Genomic DNA, 24,510 nt, shown 5'->3' with positions numbered 1-24,510 from the left:
GCGGGGCACCCGGGGGTTCGATTACGCTCAGGGGCATGGCCGACGCACCGTACAAGCTGATCCTCCTCCGCCACGGCGAGAGCGAGTGGAACGAGAAGAACCTGTTCACCGGCTGGGTGGACGTGAACCTCACCGCGAAGGGCGAGAAGGAGGCGACGCGCGGCGGCGAGCTGCTCAAGGACGCCGGCCTGCTTCCCGACGTGGTCCACACGTCGCTCCAGAAGCGCGCGATCCGCACCGCGCAGCTCTCCCTGGAGTCCGCCGACCGCCTCTGGATCCCGGTCCACCGCAGCTGGCGCCTGAACGAGCGCCACTACGGAGCCCTGCAGGGCAAGGACAAGGCGCAGACGCTCGCCGAGTTCGGCGAGGAGCAGTTCATGCTCTGGCGCCGCTCGTACGACACCCCGCCGCCGGCGCTGGACCGCGACGCGGAGTACTCGCAGTTCGAGGACCCCCGCTACGCGACGCTCCCGCCGGAGCTGCGCCCGCAGACGGAGTGCCTCAAGGACGTCGTCGTCCGCATGCTCCCGTACTGGTTCGACGGCATCGTCCCGGACCTCCTGACGGGCAAGACGGTCCTGGTCGCGGCCCACGGCAACTCGCTGCGCGCCCTGGTCAAGCACCTGGACGGCATCTCGGACGAGGACATCGCGGGCCTGAACATCCCGACGGGCATCCCGCTGGCGTACGAACTGGACGCCGACTTCAAGCCGCTGAAGCGCGGCGGCACGTACCTCGACCCGGACGCGGCGAAGGCGGCGATCGAGGCGGTCAAGAACCAGGGCAAGAAGAAGTAGCCCGACGCCAGAAGTGATCTGAGCCCCCCTGCCCGCGATCTTTCGCGGGCAGGGGGCTTTGTGCCGGGTGGGGGCTGCCGCCCGGGGGCGGTCACGGTTGGCCCACGTCCGAGATGCCCTGTGCGACCTCGCTCACGGCGTCCATGATTCCGTGCCCGAAGGCGGTCGGGGCGATCAGTACCCCGAAGACCAGCACGACGGTCATGGTCAGGCCCGTGTCGAGCCGGGTCCTGGGCTTCACGCGTCTGCGCCACAGCAAGAAGATGACGACAGCCAGCAGAACCGCGAGATCGATCGTCAGCACCACTTGGCGAGTCCCCCCATCAAGCAAGAACGGCCCAGTTCCTCAGTCCTCCTGTGTAGCTCGAACTGTCTGAGGGGTGCACTCAGTTGGACGGGTTTGGCGGCAAAGCACCCGTCTGGGGCCGAATCGGCCGACTTGGTGGGACCACGGCTACAGCGACAGCTCCCTCTGCGCCTCATACAGATTCCGTGGCCGCACCCTGTCCGTCGTCCCGTAGAGCTCGATCCGGGAGTGCAGGTCTCTGGAGAAGTCCGGTACGTCGGTCTGGTCGAACTCCCGGACCTCGTTGATGCCTACCGTCGCGCTGTACGGGGCCAGGGCGTCGATCTTCATCAGGCCCGCGCGGCCGTTGGTGACGCGGATGTTCCAGTGGGTGAAGCGGGCGCCGAAGAGGGGGCCCGCGCTGGCGTCTCCGCCGTGGCGGCCGTTGTTGTCGACCGTGATGTCCGTGCGGACGTTCGCGAAGGGCATGCCTCGGTGGCTGTCGAACGTGCCCATCTCCATCTCGCCCCGGGACCAGACGTTGTAGGAGGACAGGCCCTCCACGTTGATGCCGTGGAGTTGGGTGCCCGGCGGGGCCGGGGCCGTCCGCTGCGCTATGTGGAAGTCCTCGGTCAGGTTGTCGTGCGAGCCCTCCCGGCAGAAGTACGGGTGGTGCGCGCCCCTGCCCTCCACGCGCGTGCGGCGCAGCGTGCAGGCCGAAGCGCCCACCAGGCCGAAGCCGTTGTCCACGTGCCGGACCACGATGTCGTCCGCCCAGCAGTCGTACGCGCACTGGAACGTGACCCCGTTGTAGCCCTTGTCCAGGAGGTGGGGGGATTGAGGGGTTTCCACTGCTTGCAGGGTCAGGCCTTCGACTCCCGCGCCCATCAGTGCTCTTACGTGCGTCGTCAGGCGCGGGTCCCATTCCTCCCGTACGTCCAAGGGGAGCGGGCGTTCCAGGGTGACCGTGTTCTTCCGTACGGAAGTGACCCTCACCGGCCACTCGTAGGGGACGTACGACGTGAGCTTCGTCTTGTCGTCCCAGGTGTACGCCTCCGGGCCCGATCCCCCGCCCGCCATGTGCTCCAGGAGCGTGTGGTCCGCGTCGTCCGCCAGGCGCAGGAGCACCAGGTCGCCCGGGTGGAGGCGGGAGGTGTCCGTGACCCTCAGGGTGCGGTCGCCGCGTCTGGCGGGGGCGGCCGCCGTAAGAGTTTCCCACTCGTCCCTCTTGTTGCCCGTCCAGCCCTCGAAAGGCCACGCCTTCGCCTTGATGGCCGTCGTCAGCGACTCCCAACGCCGCTGCGGGCAGAGCCAGATGAGGCCGCCGGCCCAGGACCAGCTCGACTTGTCGCCGCCGTAGCGGGAGCCGTAGGGGCCGATCAGTTCCGTGAGGTTCTTCGTCGCGTGGAGGGTGGTGCGAGCGCTGCCCGCCCCACGAAGCACCACGTTGTCGTGGGCTATGCGGATGATGTCGTCGACGCGGTAGTCGCCGGGCGGGACGACGACCGTGCCGCCGCCCCGCGCGCCCGCTTCCGCCAGCGCGCGGTTGATCGCGGGGGCCGCGTCCGTCGTGCCGTCCGGCCTCGCTCCGTAGTCCCTTACGTTCGCGACCACCTTGCGGCGGGGGAGGCGGCGGATGCCGGAGCGGGCGCCCGCGCGGGCTACGTAGGGGATCTGGGGGTGCGTGTGCGGGGTCGCCCTGAACTCCCGCCAGAGGGCGGGGGTTTCGCCCCTGCCCGTGTATGCCTGTGCCGTCCCGCCGCTCACCGCGACCGCCGCCACCGCTATCGCGCCGCCCAGTACGCCCCGCCGCGTGGGGTGTTCCCTGCCCATGCCCGCCGCCACCTTCCATGGATGTGAACGCCATTCATGTCTGCGATGGGCGCGAGCATGCCACGGGGCCCCCGTACGGGGAAGATGTCCTACGGGTCCTCTTGAAAGTCCTCTGGCGGAGGCGAGTTCAGCCCTGCGGCTGAGTCAGGTGAGTGAACGCGTCCAGGTTCCGCGTGGACTCCCCGCGCGACACCCGCCACGCGTACTCCTTGCGGATCGCCGACGCGAAACCCAGCTCCAGGAGCGTGTTGAAGGAGCCGTCCGCGTTCTCCAGGACCGAGCCGAGCAGGCGGTCGAGCTCGTCCGGGGTGACCGCCGAGAGCGGGAGCTTGCCGGTGAGGTAGATGTCGCCGAGGGAGTCGATCGCGTAACTCACGCCGTACAGGCGCAGGTTCCGCTCCAGGAGCCAGCGGTGGACCGCGTCGTGGTTCTCGTCGGGGTGGCGGATCACGAACGCCGTCAGGGACAGGGCGTGCTTGCCGAGCTTCACGGAGAGGGTCGTCGAGAGTTTCCGCGTGCCGGGGAGCGTCACCACGTACGAGCCCGGCTCCGGGTTCTCCCACTCCAGGTCCGCCTCTGTCAGCGTCCCCTCGATGACCGCCGCCGCGTCCTTCGCCGCCGCATCCTTCACCGCCGCCTTCGCCGCCTCATCAGCCATGATGCGAGCGTACGCGACGCCTGTGCTCGTGCACCGCTGCCGTGTACACGTCCGCCGTGGCGGACGCGGCCGTGTCCCAGCCGAAGGATTGCGCATGCTGTGCGGCGGCCTCGCCCATGCGGTCCGCCAGGTGCGGGTTCTCGGCGAAATCGCGCAGCACGCGCGCGTAGTGGGCCGGTTCGTGGCCGTCGATCAGGAAGCCCGTCACCCCGTCGCGTACGGCGACCGGCAGGCCGCCCACCGACGCGGCGAGGACCGGGGTGCCCGCCGCCTGAGCTTCGATGGCCACCAGGCCGAAGGACTCGCTGTACGAGGGCATCACCAGGACCGAGGCCGCCCTGAACCAGTCCGCGAGCTGCTCCTGGCCCACCGGCGGCTGGAAGCGGACCACGTCCGCGATGCCCAGCCTGGCGGCCAGCTTCTGGAGCCCCTCCGGCTTCGCGAGCCCGCTGCCGCTGGGGCCGCCCACCACGGGTACGACGATGTTCGAGCGCAGCTCGGGGCGCTGGTCCAGGAGGACCGCGACCGCGCGCAGCAGGACGTCCGGTGCTTTCAGGGGCTGGATGCGGCCCGCGAAGAGCGGGACGAGCGCGTCCTGCGGAAGGCCGAGGCGGCGGCGGGCCTCAGCGCGGCCGTCGGCGGGGCGGAAGCGGTCGAGGTTCACGCCGGGGTGGACCACGGCGACCTTGCCCGCGTCCGCTTCGTAGTGCCGTACGAGCTCGTCGGCCTCTTCGGAGGTGTTGGCGATCAGCCGGTCGGCCGCCCGCACGATCTGCGTCTCGCCGATCACGCGCGCCGCGGGCTCCGGGGTGTCGCCCGCCGCCAGCGCCGCGTTCTTGACCTTCGCCATGGTGTGCATGGCGTGCACGAGGGGCACGCCCCAGCGCTCGGCGGCCAGCCAGCCGACGTGGCCGCTGAGCCAGTAGTGCGAGTGGACCAGGTCGTAGTAGCCGGGGCGGTGGCCGGCCCATGCCTGCATCACGCCGTGCGTGAAGGCGCAGAGCTGGGCGGGCAGCTCCTCCTTCGCCAGGCCTTCGTACGGCCCCGCGTCCACGTGGCGCACCAGGACGCCCGGGGCGAGCTCGACGGCGGGCGGCAGTGCGCCGGTCGTCGAGCGCGTGAAGATCTCGACCTCGATGTTGATCGCCGCGAGGCGCTTGGCCAGCTCCACGATGTAGACGTTCATGCCGCCCGCGTCGCCCGTGCCGGGCTGGTGCAGCGGGGACGTGTGCACGCTGAGCATGGCCACCCGGCGCGGGCGCCGGTGGGTGCCGGGAATCCGGAGTCTGCTGGGCGCCGCTGTCGAGCGACGACTGAGCCTGGACACGTACTGGCTCACGTGGCAGTCCTCCTTGTGCGCGCGCGGGCATGGCTTAAGGGAGGGCGTGCACGGTCCTCCAGAGGGTGAACATCGGAAGGGACGACTCCATTTCCTCTTTGCCAAATCATTACCGGTTCCGGCTCAACCAATGACCTCGCGAGACGCGGCGAGCACCCCTGCCGCCAGGGCGCATACCCTTTCCTCCATGGCCTCCCGCACCCCTTCCCGCCCCGTGGGAACGGTGACGCGCGGGACCACCAACCCCAACCGCCTGCGCCGCATGGACCGCTGGATCGCCGCCACGCACGGCGCCGAGCTGCGGCGCTCGGCGGACCCCGTCGCCGTCGACCTCGGCTACGGAGCGGCCCCCTGGACGGCCGTCGAGCTGCTCGTCCGGCTCAGGACCGCCGCCCCGCACGCGCGCGTGGTCGGCGTCGAGATCGATCCGGCGCGGGTCGCTGCCGCGAAGCCGTACGAGCGGGAGGGGCTCTCCTTCCGGCACGGCGGCTTCGAGGTCCCGCTGCCGGGCAGGCCCACGCTGATCCGGGCCGCGAACGTGCTCCGGCAGTACGACGAGGAACAGGTCGCCGCCGTGTGGGAACGGCTGTGCGGGCGGCTCGCGCCCGGCGGGCTGCTGGTGGAGGGGACGTGCGACGAGATCGGGCGGCGGCACGTCTGGGTCGCGCTCGGCCCCGAGGGGCCGCGCACCGTGACCTTCGCGACCCGCCTCGGCTCCCTCGACCGGCCGTCCGACCTCGCCGAGCGGCTGCCCAAGGCGCTGATCCACCGGAACGTGCCGGGCGAGCCGGTGCACGCGTTCCTGCGCGACTTCGACCGGGCCTGGGCCGCCGCGGCGCCCTACGCCTCGTACGGCGCCCGGCAGCGGTGGATCAGGACGGTGCGTGACCTGGCCGCGGACTGGCCGGTCGCGGACCGGTCCGTGCGGTGGCGGCAGGGTGAATTGACGGTGCGATGGGGAGCATTGGCACCGCGTCAGGCGTGACTCCCCCGCCCCGCACCGCCGTCGCGCAGGGCCCCCGACCTGCGGGGAACGATCTCCGCATGCCGTTCGTCACATGGGGCGGGTGGGGATCGGAGTCGTCGCCGCGCTCTGTCGCATTGCGCGTCGGCATGGCACCATCCCCGGGGCAACCGTAAGTTACTGACGGTAAATCAGCTTTGGGGGAGGCGGACGTGACCGGCAAGCGGAGTTCGACTGTGGCTGGCCTGGCGCTGATCTGCGCGGCAGCGGTGCTGAGCGCACCCGGCGCGGCCTACGCGAGTCCGGCGAAGCCAACGCCCGGCAAGACCAAGTCCCTTGAGGACGTGCGCAAAGAGATCGAGAAGCTCTACCACGACGCGGGCGTCGCCACGGACGCGTACAACGCGGCGGAGGAGAAGAGCGAGAAGCAGTCCAAGCAGATCGTGAAGCTCGCCCGCTCCATCACCAAGGGCCAGCAGAAGCTGGACAAGCTCAAGTCCCGCGCGGGCGCCGCCGCCCGCGCCCAGTACCGCAGCGGCGGGGTCTCCTCCGAGGCCCAGTTGATGCTCAGCGACGACCCGCAGGAGTTCCTGGACGGCGCCGGGCGCATCCGGGAGGGCCACAAGGCCACCAAGGGCATGATGACCGAGATGGAGCGGACGCAGGAAGACCTGCGGATCTACGCCAAGGACGCCACCGCCCAGTGGAAGAAGCTCGAGGCCAACCGCAAGGCGAAGGCCGAGTCGAAGAAGAAGATCAAGAAGAAGATCTCGGCCGCCGAGGAGATGGAGTCCAAGCTCGAGAAGAAGGAGTTGGAGCGGCTCCGGAAGCTCGAGGAGGAGGCCCAGCTCAAGAAGCAGTCGGCGTGGGTGAGTTCGGGCGTCCTGAAGGACATCAAGGGCAAGGCGACCGGATCGGGCAAGAAGGCCGTCGAGTTCGCCACCGCGCAGATCGGCAAGCCGTACGTGTGGGGCGCCGAGGGCCCGTCGTCGTACGACTGCTCCGGCCTCACGTCCAAGGCCTGGGCCGCCGCGGGCAAGGGAATCCCGCGTACGTCGCAGGAGCAGTGGAAGCAGCTGCCCCGCATCGACGTCAAGAACATGCGCCCCGGTGACCTGATCATTTATCACGCGGACGCCAGCCATGTCGGGATGTACGTGGGCGACGGCGCGATCGTGCACGCGCCCCGGCCGGGGCGGGACGTCACCGTCGCGGGCGCGGGGTCGATGAAGATTCTCGGGGTCGTGCGGCCCGACAAGTAGTCGTGCACGTAGTCGTGCGGCGCCCCCACGGAGCCCGTGCCGTGTCGGTGCGGCCCCTGTGCGGTTCCTGAGCTGTGCCTGGGCCGTGCCTGTGCCCTGCCTGTGCCGTGCGTCATGTGACCCACCGCACCCCTCGGCCCGTCTCTCAACCCCTCAGGCGTGATGTTCGTCATCCCGGTGGGGACCTGTCGTGCCCAATTGCGGTCCTTGATGCGGCATATGACGGTGGCTGTTTGCCGCGCGCCATTCCAATCGAGCCTCGGCTAACGCTATGGTCCCCGTCGGTGGAGCGTTCGACCGTCGATCCACCATGCCCTCGGGGGGAGGGAAGGAACCCAAGCCATGCCCGTACCCATACCGCGGCAGAGGGCGATCCCGGCCGCGGAAGGCGGTCAGGCTCACGCTCTGCCGACGCCGATGCCCGCACCTGTGCCGGCGCCCGAACCCGTCCCCGCACCCGTGGGGCCCGTACCGACGTCGAGGGACATGGACCAGCAGGCGAGCGGCCCCGGCCTCAGCCTCCTGGTGATCGAGGACGACCCGGTGGGTTCCCTCAGCGTCCCCCAGATGCTCGACTCCGCGGGCAAGCCCATCAAGGTCCGCACCGCCCGCAACCTCACCGAGGCCGAGCGGCTGCTCACCGACGACGTGCACTGCATCCTGCTCGACCTCGCCATGTCGGGCCCCGCGGCGCCCGACGAGGACGAGGACGAGCTCGCCACGCTCAAGCACGTCCTGCGCCTCGCGCCCCGGCACGCCGTCCTCGCGCTCACCGCGAGCGGCGACACCGAGGGCGGCGCGGAGGCCGTGCGGGTCGGCGCCCAGGACTATCTCTTCCGTGACGAGCTGGACGGACGGCTCCTGAGCCGCGCCATCCGGTACGCCGTGGAGCGCAAGCGCGCGGACGCCGCCCAGCGCCAGCTGACGGAGTCACGGCTGCGGGCCCAGGAGAACGCCCGCCTGGAGCGCGGCCTGCTGCCGACGCCGCTGCTCGACGGCTCCCCGCTGCGGTTCGCCGCGCGCTACCGCCCGGGACGTTCACGGGCACTGCTCGGCGGCGACTTCTACGACACGGTGCGCACCCCCGACGGCTCCGTGCACGTCATGATCGGCGACGTCTGCGGCCACGGCCCGGACGAGGCCGCGCTCGGCGTGGAGCTGCGCATCGCCTGGCGGACGCTGACCTTCGCGGGCCTGTGCGGCGACGAGCTGCTCAGCACCCTTCAGAAGGTCCTGGAGCACGAGCGGGCCGACGACGAGATCTTCGCGACGCTCTGCACGGTCGACATCGCCCCGGACGGCCGCAGGGCCGGGCTCTGCCTGGCCGGTCACCCGTCCCCGCTGATCGCCCGCGACGGCCACCTCGCCGAGCTGCTGCCGTACGAGAACAACGGCCCGGCGCTCGGACTCCTGCCGAACGCACGCTGGCCGCGCCGCCAGGTGGAGCTCGGCGGCAAGTGGAGCCTGATGCTCTACACGGACGGCCTGATCGAGGGCCGCATCGGCCAGGGCAACCAGCGCCTCGGCCAGGAGGGCATGGTGGAGATGGTGCGCCGCCAGATCGCCGCGGGCCTGCGGGGCGACGAACTCCTTGAGGCCGCGGTGAACGAGGTGCGCGAGCTGAACGGCGGCGACCTGACCGATGATGTCGCCGTGCTGCTGCTGGACCGCGACCGCTAGCGTTCACCGGAGCCGCGGTGACGAGTCCGCGCCCCTGACGGGGCACGGCAGCGGCTAGCGGCCGGGCGCGGGCGGCTACGGGCGGCTAACGGCCGCCGTTGTACGGCCCGTACGGACCGTCGCTGCTGGAGCCGCCGCGGCGTCCGCCGCCACCACCGGTGATCTGCCGCAGCGCGGGCCGCACGTCGACCATGTAGACGATGGTCGCGATGAGCCCGATGATCGGCAGGAACGACAGGATGTTGAAGATCAGGTTCACGATGAAGGCGAGCCCGAGGATGATCAGCCAGAACGGCTTGGTCTTCTTGTCGGCGGCGCGATAGGCGTCCTCACGCCGGATGGCCGCGTCGACGAGCGCGAAGCCGCTGAAGACGATCAGCGCCAACGACAGCAGCCACATGAAGTTCGCGAACCCCTGCATCAGCACTACGTCCACCACCAGTCTCGGCTCTTGAGTACGCGGACACCGTACCCGCTACCCGGAGAACGGGCCGGGCACTTCTGGAGTGCCCGGCCCTTCCCCACGGGTTACTTCGTGGACGGCGTGGTCTTCTTCGCCGCCGGCTTGCGGGCGGCCGGGGCCTTCTTGGCGGCGGGCTTCTTCGCCGAGGCAGCGGCCTGCGGCTCGGAGGAGTCCGACGTGCCCGAGTCGGCCGTCGCCGGCTTCTCCTCGGCGTCCGGCTCGACGGCCACGGCCAGCTCGGTGATCTCCTCGGCGGCCTCGCCGCGCCAGGTGCGCACGGCCTGCTCGCCGTGCTCGGCGACCTCTTCGTACTTCTCGCGCGCCTTCACGGCGTACTCGGCGGCGACGCCGACCGAGCTGAGGGCCAGGCCCTGAGCGCTCTCGCCGAGCTTCTTCAGGTCCGTGTCCAGCGTGCCGAGCAGATCGGCGACCTTGGTCTGGATCGTCTCCTGCGCCTCCTTGGCGCGGGCGACGGCCTTGTCCTGGACGGCCTTCGTGTCGGTGTTGCGCACGGCGTCGATCCGGGCCGGCGCCTCGGCGATCAGCTGCTCGATGGCGCCCGGCACCTTCTTCGCCTGCTGGAACGCCAGGTCGGCGGTGCCGACGACGAAGTAGGCGGGGGTCGTGTCGGTGAGGGTGTTGCGCAGGTCGTCCTTGATGGCCATGGTGATGGTCCTCCCGGATTCGCGTTCAGCTTGAGGGATGGTCCTTGGGGTCGGCATCACTGCCGTCGGCCGTGCGGGGGCCGTCAGCGGTGGCGTCCACATCGGCCGCGTACGAGGCTTCGTCGGCGTACGACGCGTCATCCGCGTACCCCGAAACCTCGAAGCCGTTCTCTTTTCTGAACGACTCGTAGATCTGCAACAGAACCTGCTTCTGCCGCTCGTTGATGGAGGGGTCGGCGAGGATGACGGCGCGCGTCTCCAGCTCGTCCCGCTCCTTCTCGTCGAGGATCCCGGCCCGGACATACAGCGTCTCGGCGGAGATCCGCAGCGCCTTGGCCACCTGTTGCAGCACTTCGGCGCTCGGCTTGCGCAGGCCGCGCTCGATCTGGCTCAGATACGGATTGGACACCCCGGCGGCGTCGGCGAGCTGCCTGAGCGAGAGCTGCGCGTTGCGCCGCTGCTCGCGCAGATACTCACCGAGATTGCCGACGTTGAGTGATGCCATGCCTCGATACTGCCTGGCCCTTGCTAACTATTGCAAGCGCCTGCTTGCAAAAGTGCGCTACGCCACTGGACGGGCCTCAACACACCACTGGACGCGCCGCGTTCGCGGCCGGTCGGTAACGTTCCTCGTGTGCCAGTGTCTCTAGACGACCTCGTCCGGCTGCGCCGCGCCCGTGACCGCATGGACCGGGACTACGCGGAGCCCCTGGACGTCCCCGCGCTCGCGCGGGCCGCCCTCATGTCGCCGGGACACTTCTCGCGCAGCTTCCGCGCCGCCTACGGCGAGACGCCGTACAGCTATCTCATGACCCGCCGGATCGAGCGGGCCAAGGCGCTGCTGCGGCGCGGCGACCTGTCGGTGACGGACGTCTGCATGGAGGTCGGCTGTACGTCGCTCGGCTCCTTCAGCTCGCGGTTCACCGAGCTGGTCGGCGAGAGCCCGAGCGCGTACCGGGCCCGCGACCACAAGGACAGTGCCGTCATCCCGGCCTGCGTCGCCAAGATCTACACCAGGCCGGTCAGGAACGGAGAAGCGAAACCCGACGCCGGTACGTAGCGTCGTACGCATGGAAATCAACCTCGCACAGTGTTTCATCGCCGTCGACGACCACGACAAGGCGCTCGCCTTCTACCGCGACGCGCTCGGTCTCGAAGTGCGCAACGACGTCGGCTACGAAGGCATGCGCTGGGTGACCGTCGCCTCGCCCTCGCAGCCGGACGTGGAGATCGTCCTCGAGCCCCCGCTCGCCGACCCGAACGCGTCGGCCGCCGACCGGCAGGCCGTGGCCGAGCTGATGGCCAAGGGCATGCTGCGGGGCGTCATCTTCCGCACCACCGACGTCGACGCCGCCTTCGAGAAGATCCGCGCCGCGGGCGGCGAAGTGCTCCAGGAGCCGATGGACCAGCCGTACGGCGTCCGCGACTGCGCCTTCCGCGACCCGTCCGGGAACATGCTCCGGCTCAACCAGCCGCGCAAGGAGTAACGGGAAGAGGAGCGGGGGCGGCTACACCACCCACTCCCCCTCCCGCATCAGGACCCTGCCGCTCAGCTCGTGCTCGCCGCGCCAGGCCCGCACCGTTCGCGGTGTCACGCGCAGATACAGGAAGGGGCCCTCCTCCTTGCGCGGGTCCCAGCCGAACTTGTCGGTGAACCCGTCCGCGGCGTCCCGCGGGACGTCACGGGCCGGGAAGCACCGGGCCTCGCCCTGCACGAGCACCACGTCAAAGGTGTCAGGCAGCGCGAGGCGCACCCGTGGCTCCCGCCGGGCGTTGCGGGCCGTCGCGGAGTTCGCGCCGGTGCACATCCACAGCGCGAGGCCGTCCCAGCGGAACCACAGGGGCACTTGGTGCGGGCCGTGCTCCGGATGAGCCGTCGACAGCCAGATGTCCCGCTCCCGGTCGAGGCGCTCCAGCGTCTCGCGCCTGCGCTCCGGGCCCCCACGTCGAACGATCTCGGTGTTCCGCATGGACGTCGACCCTAATCAGCGCCCTCGCGACGCACATGGGGCGCTGGTCCTACGCCCGAGGACCGACGCCGGCCCCGAACGCCCGCCGGTAGTCCCCCGGTGACACCCCCACCTGCTTGAGGAAGTGGTGCCGGAGGTTGTTCGCCGTGCCGAGGCCGCTCAGCTCGGCGATCTTGTCGATCGGGGCGGCCGTCGATTCGAGCAGGCTCTGGGCGCGGGCCAGGCGCTGGTTGAGCAGCCACTGGAGCGGGGTCGTGCCGGTGGCCGCCTGGAGCCGCCGGTAGAGGGTGCGCGGGCTCATCGCGGCGCGGCGGGCCAGGTCGTCGACCGTCAGGGGCCGGTCGAGGCGGGCGCGCGCCCAGTCGAGTACGGGGCCAAGACCCTCGTCGTCCGTCGCGGGGACCGAGAGGTCGATGAACTGGGCCTGGCCGCCAGGGCGGTGGGCGGGTACGACCATGCGGCGGGCCAGCTGGTTGGCGACGTGCGCGCCCAGGTCGCGGCGGACCAGATGCAGGCACAGGTCGAGGCCCGCGCTCACGCCCGCGCTGGTCAGTACGTCGCCGTCGTCCACGTACAGGACGGAGTCGTCGACCTCCACCTTCGGGTAGCGCCGGGCGAGCTGGGCGGTGTGCATCCAGTGCGCGGTGGCCCGGCGGCCGTCGAGCAGCCCCGCGTCGGCCAGCGCGAAGGCGCCGGTGCACAGGGAGACCATGCGGGCCCCCTCGTCGTACGCGCGGCGCAGCGCCGGGGCCAGGCCGTCCGGCAGCGGGCGGCCCTCCTCCACGCAGGCGTCCGGCACGGACGTGACGATGACCGTGTCCGCCCCGACGATGTCGTCCAGGCCGTGCGGCGTACGCACGGTCAGGCCGAAGGCGGAGCCCGCCGAGCCCTCACCCTCGTACGCGCTGCACAGCCGGAAGTCGTACCAGTGGTCCGACAGATCCGGCTGCGGCTTCCCGAACACCGTGCAGGGGATGCTCAGCTCGTACAGATCCCACGAGGGGATCGCTATCTCCTCGGTCACGACCAAGGCCACGGAACCAGCGCTCATACGGGGAGACTAGGCCGCCGCGGAGGCCCGGCGGGGCGTGGCAGGAATTTGGTGGGCGCCGTCACCCCTGTCACTGTCCGGGGCCGCGGCGCGCTGCGAGCGTGGTCCCCATGAACGCAGAGAACACCGTCAGCGCAGAGAACACCTCCACCACGGCGAAGACCCCCGTCACCGTCATCGGCCTGGGCAACATGGGCGCCGCCCTCGCCGCCACCCTCCTGGAGAACGGCCACCCCACCACCGTCTGGAACCGTTCCGCCGCCAAGGCCAAGCCCCTCGTCGACCGGGGCGCCCGCCTCGCCGCGACCCCCGAAGAGGCCGTCGCCGCAAGCCCGTTGATCATCGCCTGCGTCCTGGACCACGACGCCCTGCACGCGGTCCTGGACCCCGTCGCCGCATCCCTCACCGGAAAGGCCCTGGTCAACCTCACCTCCAGCTCCCCGGAGCAGGCCGACGAGGCGGCGGCGTGGGCGGCTCCCCTGGGGCTCGGTTATCTCGACGGGGCGATCATGACCACGCCGCCGGGGGTCGGTAACCCGGAGATGATGTTCCTCTACAGCGGCTCGGCCGAGGTCTTCGAGGCGCACCGCACCACCCTCGCCGTGCTGGGCGATCCGCTCTACCTGGGCGCGGAGCCCGGCCGCGCCTCGCTCTACGACGTGGCCCTGCTCGGCCTGATGTGGTCCACGTTCACCGGCTGGCTGCACGGCACGGCCCTGGTCGGCGCGGACGCGACCAAGGCGGCCGACTTCACGCCCGTGGCCATCCGCTGGATGACGCACGCGGTCGCCGGATTCATGGCGGCCTACGCGCCCCAGGTGGACGCCGGGCGCTATCCGGGCGACGACGCCACCGTCGACGTACAGATCACGGCGATCGGACACCTCATCCACGCGGCGGCCGACCGCGGTGTGGACAACGCGCTGCCGGAACTCCTGAAGGCCACCATGGAGCGGACGAGCGCCGCCGGGCACGGCTCCGACAGCTATGCGAGCGTGATCGAGGTTCTCCGAGGGGGCGGACGGGACAGCATGCGAGTGTGACCATTCGGCAACAATGGGGCGGAGAACCGTGCGGTCTGGCGCATGATGAAGATTCATCACGTCCTGGTTTCATGGGTCTTGGGGGGAGCGTATGAACAAGCCGCTGCGCCACATAGCCGTCTTCTGCGGCGTGCTCACGCTCGCCCTGCTGCTGCGCGCGACCTGGGTGCAGTTCGCCGAGGGCGAGTCCCTGGCGAAGCACGAGAAGAACCGGCGCGTCCAGATCGAGGCCTTCTCGCACCCCCGTGGCGACATCATCGTCGGCGGCAAGCCGATCACCGGCTCCAAGGAAGTCAAGGGGACGGACTTCAAGTACCAGCGGGTCTTCAAGAGCGGCCCCATGTACGCGCCGATCACCGGCTACTTCTCGCAGGCCCAGGGCGCGACCTTCCTGGAGGGCGTCGAGAACGACGTGCTCAGCGGCGACGACGACCGCCTCTTCATCCGCCGCACCCTGGACATGCTGACCGGCGAGAAGCGCCAGGGCGGCGACGTCATCACGACCATCAACCCCAAGGCCCAAAAGGCGGCCTACCAGGGCCTGGTGGACCTCAACGCCCGGGGCGCGGTCGTCGCGCTCGACCCGCGCTCCGGGAAGGTCCTCGCCATGGCGAGCACCCCCTCGTACGACCCCTCCGTCTTCGCGGGGATCTCGCAGAAGGAGGGCAAGGAGTTCACGCGGCTCAGCAAGAACAAGGACAAGCCCCTCTCCAACCGCGCGCTCCGCGAGATCTATCCCCCCGGCTCCACCTTCAAGATCCTCACGGCGGCGGCGGCCCTGGAGCACGGCGTGATCGACGACATCGACGAGAAGACCGGCGCCAAGGCCCCCTACAAACTGCCGCTCAGCTCCACCACGATCGGCAACGACGTGCCGGGCGCCCCCTGCGACAAGGCCTCGCTGAAGGTCGGCATGCAGTGGTCGTGCAACAACGTCTTCCTCGACACCGCTCTCAAGGTCGGCGACGACGACATGCGCGAGACGGCGGAGAAGTTCGGCTTCAACAAGCAGCAGTTCATCCCCGTGCGCTCCTCCGCGAGCAGCTACCCGGACGACCTCGACAAGCCGCAGACCGCCCTGACCGGCATGGGCCAGGGCAGCCTGACCAGCACGCCGCTACAGATGGCGATGGTCGCCGCGGGCCTGGCCAACGACGGCAAACTGATGAAGCCGTACATGGTCGAGGAGCTGCGCGGCCCCGACCTCTCGACGATCGAGAAGGGCAAGCCGCAGGAGCTCAGCCAGGCCGTCTCCGAGGACACCGCGGGCAAGGTGCAGGAGATGATGGAGCACACCGTCGAGGAGGGCACGGCGAACAAGGCGCGGATCGACGGCGTCACGGTCGGCGGCAAGACGGGCACCGCCCAGCACGGCTCGAACGTCAACGACGAGCGGCCGTACGCCTGGTTCGTCTCGTACGCCAAGCAGGACGACGGCTCCTCGCCCGTCGCGGTCGCCGTGTTCGTCGACCCGAAGGACATGGACATCCCGCGCTCGGAGATCGCGGGCGGCAAGCTCGGGGCGCCGATCGCGAAGGCGGTCATGGAAGCCGTCCTGAACGACTGAGCCGTCCCGTCAGCCCTCCAGGAGCTGCCCCGCCAGCCGCTCGATGCGGGCGTGCCAGGCGGCGAGCGCCTCGTCCGTGGCGTCCGCGCCGTCGAAGGGACCGGTCTGCGTCAGGACGAGCCGAGTCCCATAGCCCGTCCCCTCACCGAACTCCCAGCGCACCTCGCCCTTGGGATGCACGGCGTACGTCAGTGAATCCGGGGCCCGCAGCGCGGTGACGGGCCCCGCCGAGACGCCGTCCGCGAGGAACCCGTCGGGCGCGGTGTCACCCTCCAACGGCACCTCCCCCGCACACAGTTCGGCCCACACGGCGTCCGCGGACCGTACCAGCTGCCGCTCGAAACGGATGCCGTCGTCGGTCACCTGCCCGTGCCCCAGGTCGAACTGCTCCAGATACGCCTCGTGCAGCTCGCCCGCGTCCCGGCTCACCTCGGCCTGCCCGCCGTCGAGGAACTGGCCGAGCGCCGAGATGCACAGCTGCCAGCCGGCGGCGAAGCTCGGGGCGCCGAAGCGGTCGCCGAAGGTGTGGACGAGGGTGAGCAGCGACCCTGCCCCGTCAGGACCGTCCGGGGTGATCTCCCAGCGCAGATGGTCGTCACCCCAGCTGAAGGCGAAGAGACGCGGCTCGTCGGCATCGGTGACCTCGCCGGTCATGCCGGGCCCCTCGTCACCGGGGAAGTGGAAGCCCATCGCGCCGCCGGGCCGCAGCTCCACCGTCACCTCGGAGGGGAACCACTGGGCGAGATGCTCGGGCTGCGTGATCGCGGCCCAGACCTTGGCGGGCGGGTGCGCGAGGCGGCGCTCCATCCGCAGGACGTTCCGGCCGCCGTCCGCGGGGATGAGGGTGTCGGTGTGCGGATTCATGAGGAGTCACCGTCCATGACGTCGAGGTGCCGTTCGAGTGCGTCGATCCTGCCCGTCCAGAGGTGCCGGTAGTGCGCGAGCCACGCGTCGAGCTCGGCGAGGGGCTCGGGCCGCAGTTCGTACCAGCGGCGCTGCGCGTCCTGCCGCACCCGCACGAGCCCCGCGTCGCGCAGGACCCGCAGATGCTTGGACGTGCCGGGCTGGCTCAGACCGAGCCGCTCGGTGAGCTCGCCGACCAGATGGGGCCGCTCAAGGAGCAGATCGAGGATCTTCCGGCGGCTCGGCTCGGCCAGGACATCGAACGGTATGGGCATGCAACGAACATACCTCCGTGGCTATATAACCACAACGGCATGCACAAGCCGGCGCCTCACACCTCCCACGGCAACGCCCTGCTGTGCAGCACATCCAGCCGGGAGACCGCCCTGGTCAGGACCACGTACAGCCGGTGCGCCCCGCGGCTCTCCGCCTCCACGATGGCGGCGGGCTCGACGGCCACGACATGGTCGTACTCCAGACCCTTCGCCATGGACGCGGGCAGCACCGTCACCCGCGCACCCAGATCGTCCGGCCCCGCGCACTCGACGCCCCCCACGCCGAGGACCTCGCGCAGCAGGTCGACATCGGCATCGGCGGCGATGACACCGACCGAGCCCTCACGAAGGAGCGCGGCACGCACCGCTTCCACGGTCGCGGCACCCACGTCCGGCACCTGGCGAATCCTCAACTCACCGTCCGTACGCAGCGACCGAGCGGGCGGTACGTCGACGTCGAGCGAGGCGAGGACACGGTTGGCGAGCCCCACGACCGCCTTCGGAACACGGAACCCGACGGTCAACGGCGTGACCGACGCATCGGGTTTCCCCAGATGCCCGAGCAGTTCGGGCCAGCCGCGGGCGGCCCACGGGGTGGTGCCCTGGGCGAGGTCGCCGAGGACGGTGAGCGAGCCGAAGTCCGCGCGGCGGGCGATCACACGGGCCTCCATCGGGGAGAGGTCCTGGGCCTCGTCGACGACGATGTGCCCATACCCCTCCGGCCGTTCGAGCAGCCCGGCGATCTCGTCGAGCAGGACGAGATCGGCGGCGGACCACTTGGCCGACTTGTACGAGCGCGGCGGCTTCCCCCACCGGACGGCCCGCTGCTCATCGGCGTCGAGAACGCCGTCCGCGGCAGCGGCCAGCGCATCCGCGTCCCCGAGCAGGGCGGCGAGCACCTCCTCCGGCCTGACCCGCGGCCAGGCCTCGTCGACGAAGGCGGAGACGGAACGGGCCCGGGAGATCTTCTGCAGCCAGGCGTTGTTCACGGCGCCCGCGCGACGCTCGGCCTGCTCCTGGATGTGCCGAACGGCACGCGTACGCACCCGCTCGCGCCCGACGTCGTACGGAGGTTCCTCCGCCCGCACGTCCGCGACGATCCGCTCCAGTTCGTCGAGCGAGACCCGCCAGGTGTACGAACCGTCGGGCACCGCAATGGAGTTGGTGGGCACGGCGACACGCGAGTAGAGAGCGCGCCGCAGGACGACGGCCATCCGGGCATCATGCTTCACCCCCGCCGCAACAACACTGTCCTGGGCCCGCACGGGGGCGGTGGCCCTGGCGATCTCGTCCCCCACGGTGGACTGACGCACGCCGGTCTCGCCGAGCGAGGGAAGCACCTCGGCGATGTAGCGCAGGAAGGTGCGGTTGGGCCCGAGGATCAGAAGCCCGGCGCGCTGCACGCGCTGCGGGTGGGTGTACAGAAGATAGGCGGCACGGTGCAGCCCAACAGCGGTCTTGCCGGTGCCGGGGGCGCCCTGAACACACACGGAGGCGGCGAGTTCACCACGGACGAGGTCGTCCTGCTCGGGCTGGATGGTGGCGGCGATGTCCCGCATGGGGCCGACGCGGGGCCGCTCGATCTCCCCGGCGAGGATGCGACTGCCGCCGGCGGGCGCCACGGCCGCCTCGCCGGCCAACGGCTCGTCCTCCAGCCCGGTGAGATCGGCGGACGCCCCCTTGCTGCCGGGCGCCCAGCCGAAGCGGCGACGCACGGCGACGCCTTGGGAGTCGCGGGATCCGGCCTGGTAGAAGGCGCGGGACACAGGGGCACGCCAGTCCACGACCAGAGGCGGGGCCGATGGCTGCTCAGTGATCCGAAGGCGGCCGATGTGATAGCTCTGCCCACGGTGATCACCGGCTTCCACCCCATCGTCGGCGAAGTCGAGCCGACCGAAGAACAGAGGCGCTTCAGGCAGCTCACGCATCGCTTTGGCATGACTGCGGAACTGATAACCGAGGACTTCGGCATCGGCACCGGACGCCGAGACGTCCGATCCCCTGACGACTTGCTCCTCTGCCCCCTCGACCATGCCGACGAGGGCGGCACGACAGCTGTCGTGATAGCGGCGTTCTTCATCCAGAGCTCGATCGAGTGGCGTCATACGACCCAGAATAATGTAACCGAGTTAAATTTATTACCGAGTATCACCCGTGCGATAGGCTCCCGCCATGACGGACGAAGCGAACGGCCCAGGCCTGCGCGAGCGCAAGAGGCAACGGATGTACGAGGCGGTCTCCGACATCGCGATCGCGCTCTTCCTGGAGAAGGGCTTCGAGAAGGTCCCGGTGGCAGAGGTGGCGGCGGCCGCCGACATCTCGAAGCCGACCCTGTTCCGGTACTTCCCGACCAAGGAGGACCTCGTACTCCACCGCTTCGCGGACCACGTGGACGAGGCGGCCCGGGTAGTCTCCACACGCCCCGCAAAACGCACCCCCCTGGACGCCCTCCAGCGCAACTTCCTCGACGGCCTGGAACGCCAGGACCCGGTGACGGGCCTGTGCGACAACGTCCACGTACTCGCCTTCCACCGCCTCCTGTACGGAACGCCATCGCTGGTGGCACGCCTGTACGCGTACCAGGAGCGATCGGAGGCATCACTGGGCGAGGCACTGGGCAAAGCGACCAACACCAACACACTCGCCGCACGCCTGGCCGCAGGCCAGATCATCGCCGTACAACGCATCCTCGCCCTGGAGAACTGGCGCAGGATCGACGCGGGCGAGACCGCGAAGGCGGTATGGCCGGACGCGGTGGCATCGTCGAACCGGGCATTCGGGCAACTGCGTTCGGGCTTGACGACGTACGCGTAAGGGACGGGCCAAGCCTCGGCCACGAGAGTCCGGCGGGGGACCCAGGCACCCGCGCCCGGCGACGAGACGCGAGGGGACGTGCCGGTATGTCCGCACGGAGCACGGCACGAACCAACTCCCCCGCCGAAGTCACCAGGCACTCAGACCGAGATAGCGAGTACGGACATACCGGCGCGGCCCCGTCGCCCTCCGCACAGCGGCTCCGCGCCATCGACCCCCACCCACGGCCGGATGCGCCGCAGGCCTCTACCGATCCCCCACGTCCCCCGCACCCCCCGCATCCCCCACCAGCACCGCCACGCCATCAAGCACCCGCCCGATCCCGAAATCGAACTCCGCGTCCTCGGTATCCGCGACGTCGAGGACCCCCGCATCCAGGGTCCGCCGCAGCGCCGGAAACCGTCCGGGGTCGGTCGAGATCAGAGCCTCGATGGTGCGCGCGTACCGACGCATCGCCTCATCCGGCTCCTGCCCCTTCGCCCTCATCGCCGCGTCCAGATCGGCCATGAGCGTGACCTCGTTCCGCACGAACCCGCCCACCAGCATGAGCACGGAGAGCTTCCACCCCTCCTCCAGACCGCAGTCGTCGAGCGCCGCGAGCCCCTGCTCCATCCACTCCAGATAGTGGGGCGAGGCGGGCGGTGACGTGATGGGGATGCGTACGAGCCACAGATTGCGCCGGAAGACCTCACGCTGGGCCCGCGCCCACCACTCCAGACGCGCCCGCCACCCCGTGACCTCGGCCGGCATCTCGGGCGGAGCCCCGGTCGCCGCGTCCTGCATCAGGACGTACAGCTCGTCCCGGGCGGAGACGTACCGGTAGAGGGACATCGGCGAGACGCCGAGCGCCTTGGCGACCCGCCCCATGGTGACCGCGCCGATCCCCTCCGAGGCGGCGATGGCGATGCCCGCGTCGACGATGCGATCAAGGCTCAGACCGGGCTTGGGCCCTTTCGAGGGCCGCTCCCGCAACCCCCAGGCGGTCTCAAGGCTCACGGACAACCCCGTGCCCTCACCCTGCACGCCACCACCATCACCATCTGCCGCCATGATCCGCCGCTGCCTCCTCCTGAGCTGCCGTGCTTGACGCACATCGTAGTTCTGCGTAACCCTTACACGGTAACGCGTAAGCCCTACGCAGTAGACCCGGGGGAAGCCATGCCACCCACGCCCACACCACCACCCACCCCACCCGCCATCGAGGCAAAGGCCCTGACCAAGACCTACGGATCAGGCACCCGAGCCGTCCCCGTCCTCCGATCCATCGACCTCCACGTCCCGCCCGGCGCCGTCTTCGCCCTCCTGGGCCCGAACGGCGCAGGCAAGACGACGGCCGTCCGCATCCTCACCACGCTCACCACCCCCGACACGGGCACGGCACGGGTGGCGGGCCACGACATCCGTACGGGACGCCGCGAGGTCCGCCGCGCGATCAGCCTCACCGGCCAGTTCGCCGCGGTCGACGAGACGCAGACCGGCGCCGAGAACCTCCGCATGATGGCGAGGCTCGCGGGCCTGAACCGCCCTGCCGCCGCCACCCGGGCCGCCGAACTCCTGGCCCGCTTCGGCCTCACGGAGGCGGGCGACCGCCTGGTCCGCACGTACTCGGGAGGCATGCGCCGCCGCGTCGACCTGGCGGCGGGCCTGGTGGGCGACCCCCAAATCATCTTCCTGGACGAGCCGACGACGGGCCTCGACCCGCGCAGCCGCCAGGAGATGTGGGAGGTCGTACGCGACCTCACGGCACAGGGCACGACGGTCTTCCTGACGACCCAATACCTGGAAGAGGCAGACCAACTGGCCGACCACATCGCGGTGTTGCACGAGGGAGTGATCGTGGCCGAGGGCTCACCATCGGCCCTCAAATCCCTGGTGCCGGGCCACCGCCTGGACGCCACGGTCAAGACCCACCACGCGTACATCCGACTGACCGAGCGGGCCACGCACCACTCCCCCGAGACCCTGACGCTCGGCTTCCCGACGGACGGCACGGCAACAGGCGTACGCGACCTGCTGGACGACCTGGACCCGGACCGCACCGACCTGGCGAACTTCACCCTGCGCACGGCAACGCTGGACGACGTATTCCTGACCCTCACGAACCCGACGCCCCCGCAGCGGCCGAAGGGCCAGGAACCACAGGAGCTGACCACCCATGTCTGAGGCAGCCCTCATCATGACCGGCAGAGCGATCCGCATCAGCCGCCGCAACGTGGACGCCCTGATCACCTCCATGGCGCTCCCGGTGATGCTCCTCCTGATCTTCGTCTACTTCTTCGGCGGCGCGATCAAGACGGACACCCGGTCGTACGTCACGTACGTAGTGCCCGGAGTCCTCCTCCTCTGCGCCGGCTTCGGCTCGTCGAACACGGCGATCGCGGTGACGGAGGACCTGAAGGGCGGCATCATCGACCGCTTCCGCTCCCTGGACATCGGCGGCGCGCAGATCCTGACGGGCCACGTCTTCGCCTCGGTGGCCCGCAACCTCATCGCCACGACCCTGGTCCTGGCCCTGGCCTTCGCGATCGGCTTCCGCCCGACGGCGACCCCGGCGGCCTGGCTCGCGGCGACGGCGATCCTCCTGGCGTTCATCCTGGCCCTGTCCTGGCTCTCGGCAGCGGTGGGCCTGCTGGCCAAGTCCCCCGAGGCGGCAGGCGGCTTCACGTTCTTCGTGAGCTTCCTGCCCTACCCGAGCAGCGCCTTCGTCCCGACCTCCACCATGCCCGGCTGGCTCCGCCCCTTCGCCGACCACCAGCCGGTGACCCACGTCATCGAGTCCCTCCGGGGCCTGCTCCTCAACCAGCCGGTGGGCTCGACACCGTGGGCCGCCCTGGCCTGGTGCGCGGGAATCCTGGCGGCTTCGGTCGGGGCATCGGGGCTGCTGTTCAGGAGGCGGACGACGTAAGGACCCGCCCTCCCGGAGAGCCAGCTCAACGACGCGCCCGCACCCCCGCCGCCGCCCCCGCCCGATGCAGACCGAGCGAAGCCTTCGCCGCGTCCAGCGTCATCGCGTACGACTCGACGGCACGCCGCACGTGCGGGCTGTCCAGAGCGGCGCCGGTCTCCAGCCGGTCCAGGTCAACGTAGGCGGAGCGGACGAGCTCGATCCACCGGTACACGCGCCAGTCCTTCTCCCAGCCCTTGGTGTACTCGGGCGGCAGCATCCGGGCCCAGCGCGCGAACAGCCGCTGCCGGATCTCCACCCGGGTCGGCGTGAGGTGCAGATGGCGCACCAGGTCGTACAGCGGGTCACCGATCATCGCCAACTCCCAGTCGATGATGGTGAGTCGGCCGCCGAACTCGCCCCGCACGAGGTTCCACGGATTGAGGTCGCCGTGCAGCAGCACCGATGTGCGTGGTGCGGTGTCGTGCCTGCCGAGGATCTCCTGTAGCCGCCACCCGTTCGGAAGGCCGCAGGCTCGGGCCTGCCGCTGGGTCTCCTTGGGCAGCGAGTGCACGAACCGGACCAGTTCACGGCTGAGCCGGCCGTAGAAGCTGGTGTTCGCCGCGGCCGGGTCGAGCCTGGCGTAGTCGACCCGGGTCAGCGCGTGGAGCTGGTCCACGAGGTTGTCCGCCTCGTTGGGCAGCAGGCCGTGCACAGGATGACTCGGCGGCTTCTCGCAGCCGAGCGGGCCCTCGTAGGAGTGGACGGCGAACAGATCGCCCCGGTCGCTGGTCCCGAGCGCGAGGACCCTGGGCGCCCTGACCCCGGCCTGCGACTTCTCGATGGCGTCGAGTACGGCGTGTTCGCTGAGGAAGCCGCTCTCGCGGCGCGGCACGGCACCCGCCTTGCGCCGCACCACGACGGGGCGCTCGACTCCGTCCACCCGCACCACCGTGTTGAGGTGGGCCGTGCCCTTGAACACCCGGTGCTGCTGCGCCGCGCCCTCGGCGGCCAGCGCCTGGAGGACGGCGCTCCGGGGGAAGTCCGGGCGCTCCGGGACGCGTTCGTCGGGCTGCCAGGAGAAGGTGGACGGCACGAGCCGGGGGCCGCCGCCCGGTGCTGCCGCGTGCCGGGCCTCGATCCGGGCCGCCTGCCACCGGTAGAGCGCCCGCTCCACCTCGCCCACATCGGGCAGTCGTGTGAGGCCGAGGGCCTTCTCCGCCGGGTGCAGGCACTGGCGCACGGATTCGGCGGCAGCCCCAAGGCGCGTGCTGTCGAGCGTCGTCCCCAGGGAACGCGCCGCTCCCATCACGTCGAGATGGACGGCACGGACCTGTTCGAGGGCGATGTAGCTGCGGACGTCCTTCAGGACTCTGGTGACGGCCGACGGCCTGCGCCTGTGCATGGCGACGGCCCAGGCGTCGATCACCTCCTGCCACTGGAAGTCGGGGTACCGCATGCGCACCAGGTGGGACGCCAGGTCGTAGGCGGGATCGCCGTAGGTCGCTTGGGACCAGTCCAGGCTCACCGGCCGGCTCCGGTCGCAGGGCAGCAGGACGGTGGCCCGGCGCAGATCCGTGTTGAGGAGGCTGTACGGTCGCCGCGCCATCGAGGGCGCCCGCTCCGCGCAGTGGATCAGCGCATCCGGCCCGATGCCGAAGGCTCCGAACAGGCCGCCGAACTCGGCCCAGCCGGGCCGCACGTCACGCTCGTGAAGATGCCGGGCGAGGTTCCGCAGGAAGCCTCTGCTGTCCTTCTCGTCGTGCGGCCAGCCGCCGACGGGAGTCCCCAGTGACTCCTTGCGCACCAGGACCAGCTGCGCGAGCAGTTCGACCAGGGCCTTGATCAGCTGGGGCTGTACCGGCTTCCCGTCCTCGCAGAACCGATCCAGCGGTAAGCCGACCGTGTCCCGCAGCGCGTCCAGGTCCTCCGGGGCGAGCGGGTGCTCGGGGAGCTCGGGGAGTTCGAGAAGCCCGGGGAGCTGGGGGAGCACAGGGCGGACGGCACGGAACACCGGAGTTCCGTTCGTCCAGGTGCTGATCGACACGTGCCGCTC

25 protein-coding genes are annotated in these 24,510 nt (G+C 70.4%); 11 read left to right on the top strand and 14 right to left on the bottom strand.

All coding sequences use genetic code 11. The features are described 5' to 3' along the window. Nucleotides 1-35: 35 nt before the first annotated feature. Nucleotides 36-797, top strand: a complete 762-nt coding sequence (locus ACIGXX_RS10220; protein WP_351168472.1) for a phosphoglyceromutase — start codon at nt 36-38, stop codon at nt 795-797. A 91-nt stretch (nt 798-888) separates the two neighbouring features. Here ACIGXX_RS10220 and ACIGXX_RS10215 read toward each other — a convergent pair whose 3' ends face one another. The 4 genes from ACIGXX_RS10215 to mshA form a co-directional block, all read right to left on the bottom strand. Next, nucleotides 889-1,104: a hypothetical protein gene (locus ACIGXX_RS10215; RefSeq protein ID WP_351168470.1), complete on the bottom strand. Its 216-nt coding sequence runs from the start codon at nt 1,102-1,104 to the stop codon at nt 889-891. Nucleotides 1,105-1,251: 147 nt separating this feature from the next. Beyond that, nucleotides 1,252-2,916: a glycoside hydrolase family 55 protein gene (locus tag ACIGXX_RS10210; RefSeq protein WP_399974532.1), complete on the bottom strand. Its 1,665-nt coding sequence runs from the start codon at nt 2,914-2,916 to the stop codon at nt 1,252-1,254. Nucleotides 2,917-3,043: 127 nt separating this feature from the next. Next, nucleotides 3,044-3,574 (bottom strand): YbjN domain-containing protein, encoded by a 531-nt coding sequence (locus ACIGXX_RS10205; RefSeq protein WP_351168467.1) that lies wholly within the window; start codon nt 3,572-3,574, stop codon nt 3,044-3,046. Then, nucleotides 3,567-4,913 (bottom strand): D-inositol-3-phosphate glycosyltransferase, encoded by a 1,347-nt coding sequence (gene mshA / locus ACIGXX_RS10200; RefSeq protein WP_351168465.1) that lies wholly within the window; start codon nt 4,911-4,913, stop codon nt 3,567-3,569. Before mshA ends, ACIGXX_RS10205 begins: the two co-directional genes overlap by 8 nt. A 187-nt stretch (nt 4,914-5,100) precedes the next feature. On the opposite strand from mshA, the gene ACIGXX_RS10195 reads away from it, so the two are divergent. The 3 genes from ACIGXX_RS10195 to ACIGXX_RS10185 all read left to right on the top strand — a co-directional run bounded on the left by ACIGXX_RS10195 (nt 5,101) and on the right by ACIGXX_RS10185 (nt 8,819). Next, nucleotides 5,101-5,898 carry a class I SAM-dependent methyltransferase gene (locus tag ACIGXX_RS10195; RefSeq protein WP_399974528.1) on the top strand — a complete coding sequence of 266 codons (798 nt, stop codon included), beginning with the start codon at nt 5,101-5,103 and terminating at the stop codon, nt 5,896-5,898. Nucleotides 5,899-6,089: 191 nt separating this feature from the next. Next, nucleotides 6,090-7,139, top strand: coding sequence for an NlpC/P60 family protein (locus tag ACIGXX_RS10190; RefSeq protein ID WP_399974525.1), 1,050 nt, complete (start codon nt 6,090-6,092; stop codon nt 7,137-7,139). Between the two features lie 342 nt (nt 7,140-7,481). Next, complete coding sequence (locus ACIGXX_RS10185; protein WP_351168459.1) at nt 7,482-8,819, top strand: SpoIIE family protein phosphatase; 1,338 nt, start codon at nt 7,482-7,484, stop codon at nt 8,817-8,819. Nucleotides 8,820-8,904: 85 nt separating this feature from the next. On the opposite strand, the gene ACIGXX_RS10180 is transcribed toward ACIGXX_RS10185, so the two are convergent. The 3 genes from ACIGXX_RS10180 to ACIGXX_RS10170 all read right to left on the bottom strand — a co-directional run bounded on the left by ACIGXX_RS10180 (nt 8,905) and on the right by ACIGXX_RS10170 (nt 10,452). Continuing rightward, nucleotides 8,905-9,258: a DUF2516 family protein gene (locus ACIGXX_RS10180; RefSeq protein WP_351168457.1), complete on the bottom strand. Its 354-nt coding sequence runs from the start codon at nt 9,256-9,258 to the stop codon at nt 8,905-8,907. 89 nt (nt 9,259-9,347) lie between these two features. Continuing rightward, nucleotides 9,348-9,947: a hypothetical protein gene (locus tag ACIGXX_RS10175; protein WP_351168455.1), complete on the bottom strand. Its 600-nt coding sequence runs from the start codon at nt 9,945-9,947 to the stop codon at nt 9,348-9,350. A gap of 25 nt (nt 9,948-9,972) precedes the next feature. Beyond that, on the bottom strand, nt 9,973-10,452 hold the full coding sequence (locus tag ACIGXX_RS10170) for a helix-turn-helix transcriptional regulator (protein WP_351168453.1): 480 nt from the start codon (nt 10,450-10,452) through the stop codon (nt 9,973-9,975). 135 nt (nt 10,453-10,587) lie between these two features. Here ACIGXX_RS10170 and ACIGXX_RS10165 point away from each other — a divergent pair, with 135 nt between their 5' ends. Beyond that, on the top strand, nt 10,588-11,007 hold the full coding sequence (locus ACIGXX_RS10165; RefSeq protein WP_351168618.1) for a helix-turn-helix transcriptional regulator: 420 nt from the start codon (nt 10,588-10,590) through the stop codon (nt 11,005-11,007). A 10-nt stretch (nt 11,008-11,017) separates the two neighbouring features. Further along, nucleotides 11,018-11,434 carry a VOC family protein gene (locus ACIGXX_RS10160; RefSeq protein WP_351168451.1) on the top strand — a complete coding sequence of 139 codons (417 nt, stop codon included), beginning with the start codon at nt 11,018-11,020 and terminating at the stop codon, nt 11,432-11,434. 21 nt (nt 11,435-11,455) lie between these two features. On the opposite strand, the gene ACIGXX_RS10155 is transcribed toward ACIGXX_RS10160, so the two are convergent. Next, nucleotides 11,456-11,917, bottom strand: a complete 462-nt coding sequence (locus ACIGXX_RS10155) for a pyridoxamine 5'-phosphate oxidase family protein (RefSeq protein ID WP_361467246.1) — start codon at nt 11,915-11,917, stop codon at nt 11,456-11,458. 49 nt (nt 11,918-11,966) lie between these two features. Then, a complete protein-coding gene (locus ACIGXX_RS10150; protein WP_351168447.1) occupies nt 11,967-12,968 on the bottom strand; it encodes a helix-turn-helix domain-containing protein in 1,002 nt (333 codons plus the stop codon). A gap of 110 nt (nt 12,969-13,078) precedes the next feature. Here ACIGXX_RS10150 and ACIGXX_RS10145 point away from each other — a divergent pair, with 110 nt between their 5' ends. Both ACIGXX_RS10145 and ACIGXX_RS10140 read left to right on the top strand, forming a co-directional pair. Further along, nucleotides 13,079-14,011 (top strand): NAD(P)-dependent oxidoreductase, encoded by a 933-nt coding sequence (locus tag ACIGXX_RS10145; protein ID WP_399974517.1) that lies wholly within the window; start codon nt 13,079-13,081, stop codon nt 14,009-14,011. A 91-nt stretch (nt 14,012-14,102) separates the two neighbouring features. Further along, a complete protein-coding gene (locus tag ACIGXX_RS10140; RefSeq protein ID WP_351168443.1) occupies nt 14,103-15,578 on the top strand; it encodes a penicillin-binding protein 2 in 1,476 nt (491 codons plus the stop codon). 9 nt (nt 15,579-15,587) lie between these two features. Here ACIGXX_RS10140 and ACIGXX_RS10135 read toward each other — a convergent pair whose 3' ends face one another. The 3 genes from ACIGXX_RS10135 to ACIGXX_RS10125 are packed head-to-tail and all read right to left on the bottom strand — an operon-like array spanning nt 15,588 to nt 18,861. Further along, complete coding sequence (locus ACIGXX_RS10135) at nt 15,588-16,442, bottom strand: SRPBCC family protein (protein WP_351168441.1); 855 nt, start codon at nt 16,440-16,442, stop codon at nt 15,588-15,590. Further along, entirely contained in the window at nt 16,439-16,756 is a 318-nt protein-coding gene (locus ACIGXX_RS10130) for a metalloregulator ArsR/SmtB family transcription factor (protein ID WP_351168439.1), read from the bottom strand. Before ACIGXX_RS10130 ends, ACIGXX_RS10135 begins: the two co-directional genes overlap by 4 nt. 56 nt (nt 16,757-16,812) lie before the next feature. Further along, nucleotides 16,813-18,861, bottom strand: coding sequence for a HelD family protein (locus ACIGXX_RS10125; protein WP_399974512.1), 2,049 nt, complete (start codon nt 18,859-18,861; stop codon nt 16,813-16,815). A gap of 67 nt (nt 18,862-18,928) precedes the next feature. On the opposite strand from ACIGXX_RS10125, the gene ACIGXX_RS10120 reads away from it, so the two are divergent. Next, nucleotides 18,929-19,570: a TetR/AcrR family transcriptional regulator gene (locus ACIGXX_RS10120; protein WP_399974509.1), complete on the top strand. Its 642-nt coding sequence runs from the start codon at nt 18,929-18,931 to the stop codon at nt 19,568-19,570. A gap of 246 nt (nt 19,571-19,816) precedes the next feature. Here the strand turns inward: ACIGXX_RS10120 and ACIGXX_RS10115 are convergent, their stop codons facing one another. After that, on the bottom strand, nt 19,817-20,566 hold the full coding sequence (locus tag ACIGXX_RS10115; RefSeq protein WP_399974506.1) for a TetR/AcrR family transcriptional regulator: 750 nt from the start codon (nt 20,564-20,566) through the stop codon (nt 19,817-19,819). A 162-nt stretch (nt 20,567-20,728) separates the two neighbouring features. On the opposite strand from ACIGXX_RS10115, the gene ACIGXX_RS10110 reads away from it, so the two are divergent. Together ACIGXX_RS10110 and ACIGXX_RS10105 are read left to right on the top strand one after the other, a co-directional pair. Further along, nucleotides 20,729-21,733 carry an ABC transporter ATP-binding protein gene (locus tag ACIGXX_RS10110; RefSeq protein ID WP_399974503.1) on the top strand — a complete coding sequence of 335 codons (1,005 nt, stop codon included), beginning with the start codon at nt 20,729-20,731 and terminating at the stop codon, nt 21,731-21,733. Then, nucleotides 21,726-22,475 carry an ABC transporter permease gene (locus ACIGXX_RS10105; RefSeq protein WP_351168429.1) on the top strand — a complete coding sequence of 250 codons (750 nt, stop codon included), beginning with the start codon at nt 21,726-21,728 and terminating at the stop codon, nt 22,473-22,475. The genes ACIGXX_RS10110 and ACIGXX_RS10105 overlap by 8 nt, the downstream gene beginning before the upstream one ends. A 25-nt stretch (nt 22,476-22,500) precedes the next feature. On the opposite strand, the gene ACIGXX_RS10100 is transcribed toward ACIGXX_RS10105, so the two are convergent. Beyond that, complete coding sequence (locus ACIGXX_RS10100; protein ID WP_399974499.1) at nt 22,501-24,501, bottom strand: phosphotransferase; 2,001 nt, start codon at nt 24,499-24,501, stop codon at nt 22,501-22,503. Between the last annotated feature and the right edge of the window lie 9 nt (nt 24,502-24,510).

This window comes from Streptomyces sp. NPDC055243, assembly GCF_044544025.1.
In the GTDB taxonomy this organism is placed as follows: Bacteria; Actinomycetota; Actinomycetes; order Streptomycetales; family Streptomycetaceae; genus Streptomyces.
This window is presented reverse-complemented; position numbering and strand designations above follow the sequence as displayed.

Bases quoted from the DNA above. Each gene is read 5' to 3' on its own strand.
- ACIGXX_RS10130 (WP_351168439.1), bottom strand. From the start codon at position 16,756: ATGCCCATACCGTTCGATGTCCTGGCCGAGCCGAGCCGCCGGAAGATC.
- ACIGXX_RS10110 (WP_399974503.1), top strand. From the start codon at position 20,729: ATGCCACCCACGCCCACACCACCACCCACCCCACCCGCCATCGAGGCA.
- ACIGXX_RS10160 (WP_351168451.1), top strand. From the start codon at position 11,018: ATGGAAATCAACCTCGCACAGTGTTTCATCGCCGTCGACGACCACGAC.
- ACIGXX_RS10210 (WP_399974532.1), bottom strand. From the start codon at position 2,916: ATGGGCAGGGAACACCCCACGCGGCGGGGCGTACTGGGCGGCGCGATA.
- ACIGXX_RS10105 (WP_351168429.1), top strand. From the start codon at position 21,726: ATGTCTGAGGCAGCCCTCATCATGACCGGCAGAGCGATCCGCATCAGC.
- ACIGXX_RS10220 (WP_351168472.1), top strand. From the start codon at position 36: ATGGCCGACGCACCGTACAAGCTGATCCTCCTCCGCCACGGCGAGAGC.
- ACIGXX_RS10145 (WP_399974517.1), top strand. From the start codon at position 13,079: ATGAACGCAGAGAACACCGTCAGCGCAGAGAACACCTCCACCACGGCG.
- ACIGXX_RS10150 (WP_351168447.1), bottom strand. From the start codon at position 12,968: ATGAGCGCTGGTTCCGTGGCCTTGGTCGTGACCGAGGAGATAGCGATC.
- ACIGXX_RS10125 (WP_399974512.1), bottom strand. From the start codon at position 18,861: ATGACGCCACTCGATCGAGCTCTGGATGAAGAACGCCGCTATCACGAC.
- ACIGXX_RS10205 (WP_351168467.1), bottom strand. From the start codon at position 3,574: ATGGCTGATGAGGCGGCGAAGGCGGCGGTGAAGGATGCGGCGGCGAAG.
- ACIGXX_RS10170 (WP_351168453.1), bottom strand. From the start codon at position 10,452: ATGGCATCACTCAACGTCGGCAATCTCGGTGAGTATCTGCGCGAGCAG.
- ACIGXX_RS10185 (WP_351168459.1), top strand. From the start codon at position 7,482: ATGCCCGTACCCATACCGCGGCAGAGGGCGATCCCGGCCGCGGAAGGC.
- ACIGXX_RS10135 (WP_351168441.1), bottom strand. From the start codon at position 16,442: ATGAATCCGCACACCGACACCCTCATCCCCGCGGACGGCGGCCGGAAC.
- ACIGXX_RS10175 (WP_351168455.1), bottom strand. From the start codon at position 9,947: ATGGCCATCAAGGACGACCTGCGCAACACCCTCACCGACACGACCCCC.
- ACIGXX_RS10140 (WP_351168443.1), top strand. From the start codon at position 14,103: ATGAACAAGCCGCTGCGCCACATAGCCGTCTTCTGCGGCGTGCTCACG.
- ACIGXX_RS10195 (WP_399974528.1), top strand. From the start codon at position 5,101: ATGGCCTCCCGCACCCCTTCCCGCCCCGTGGGAACGGTGACGCGCGGG.
- ACIGXX_RS10155 (WP_361467246.1), bottom strand. From the start codon at position 11,917: ATGCGGAACACCGAGATCGTTCGACGTGGGGGCCCGGAGCGCAGGCGC.
- ACIGXX_RS10120 (WP_399974509.1), top strand. From the start codon at position 18,929: ATGACGGACGAAGCGAACGGCCCAGGCCTGCGCGAGCGCAAGAGGCAA.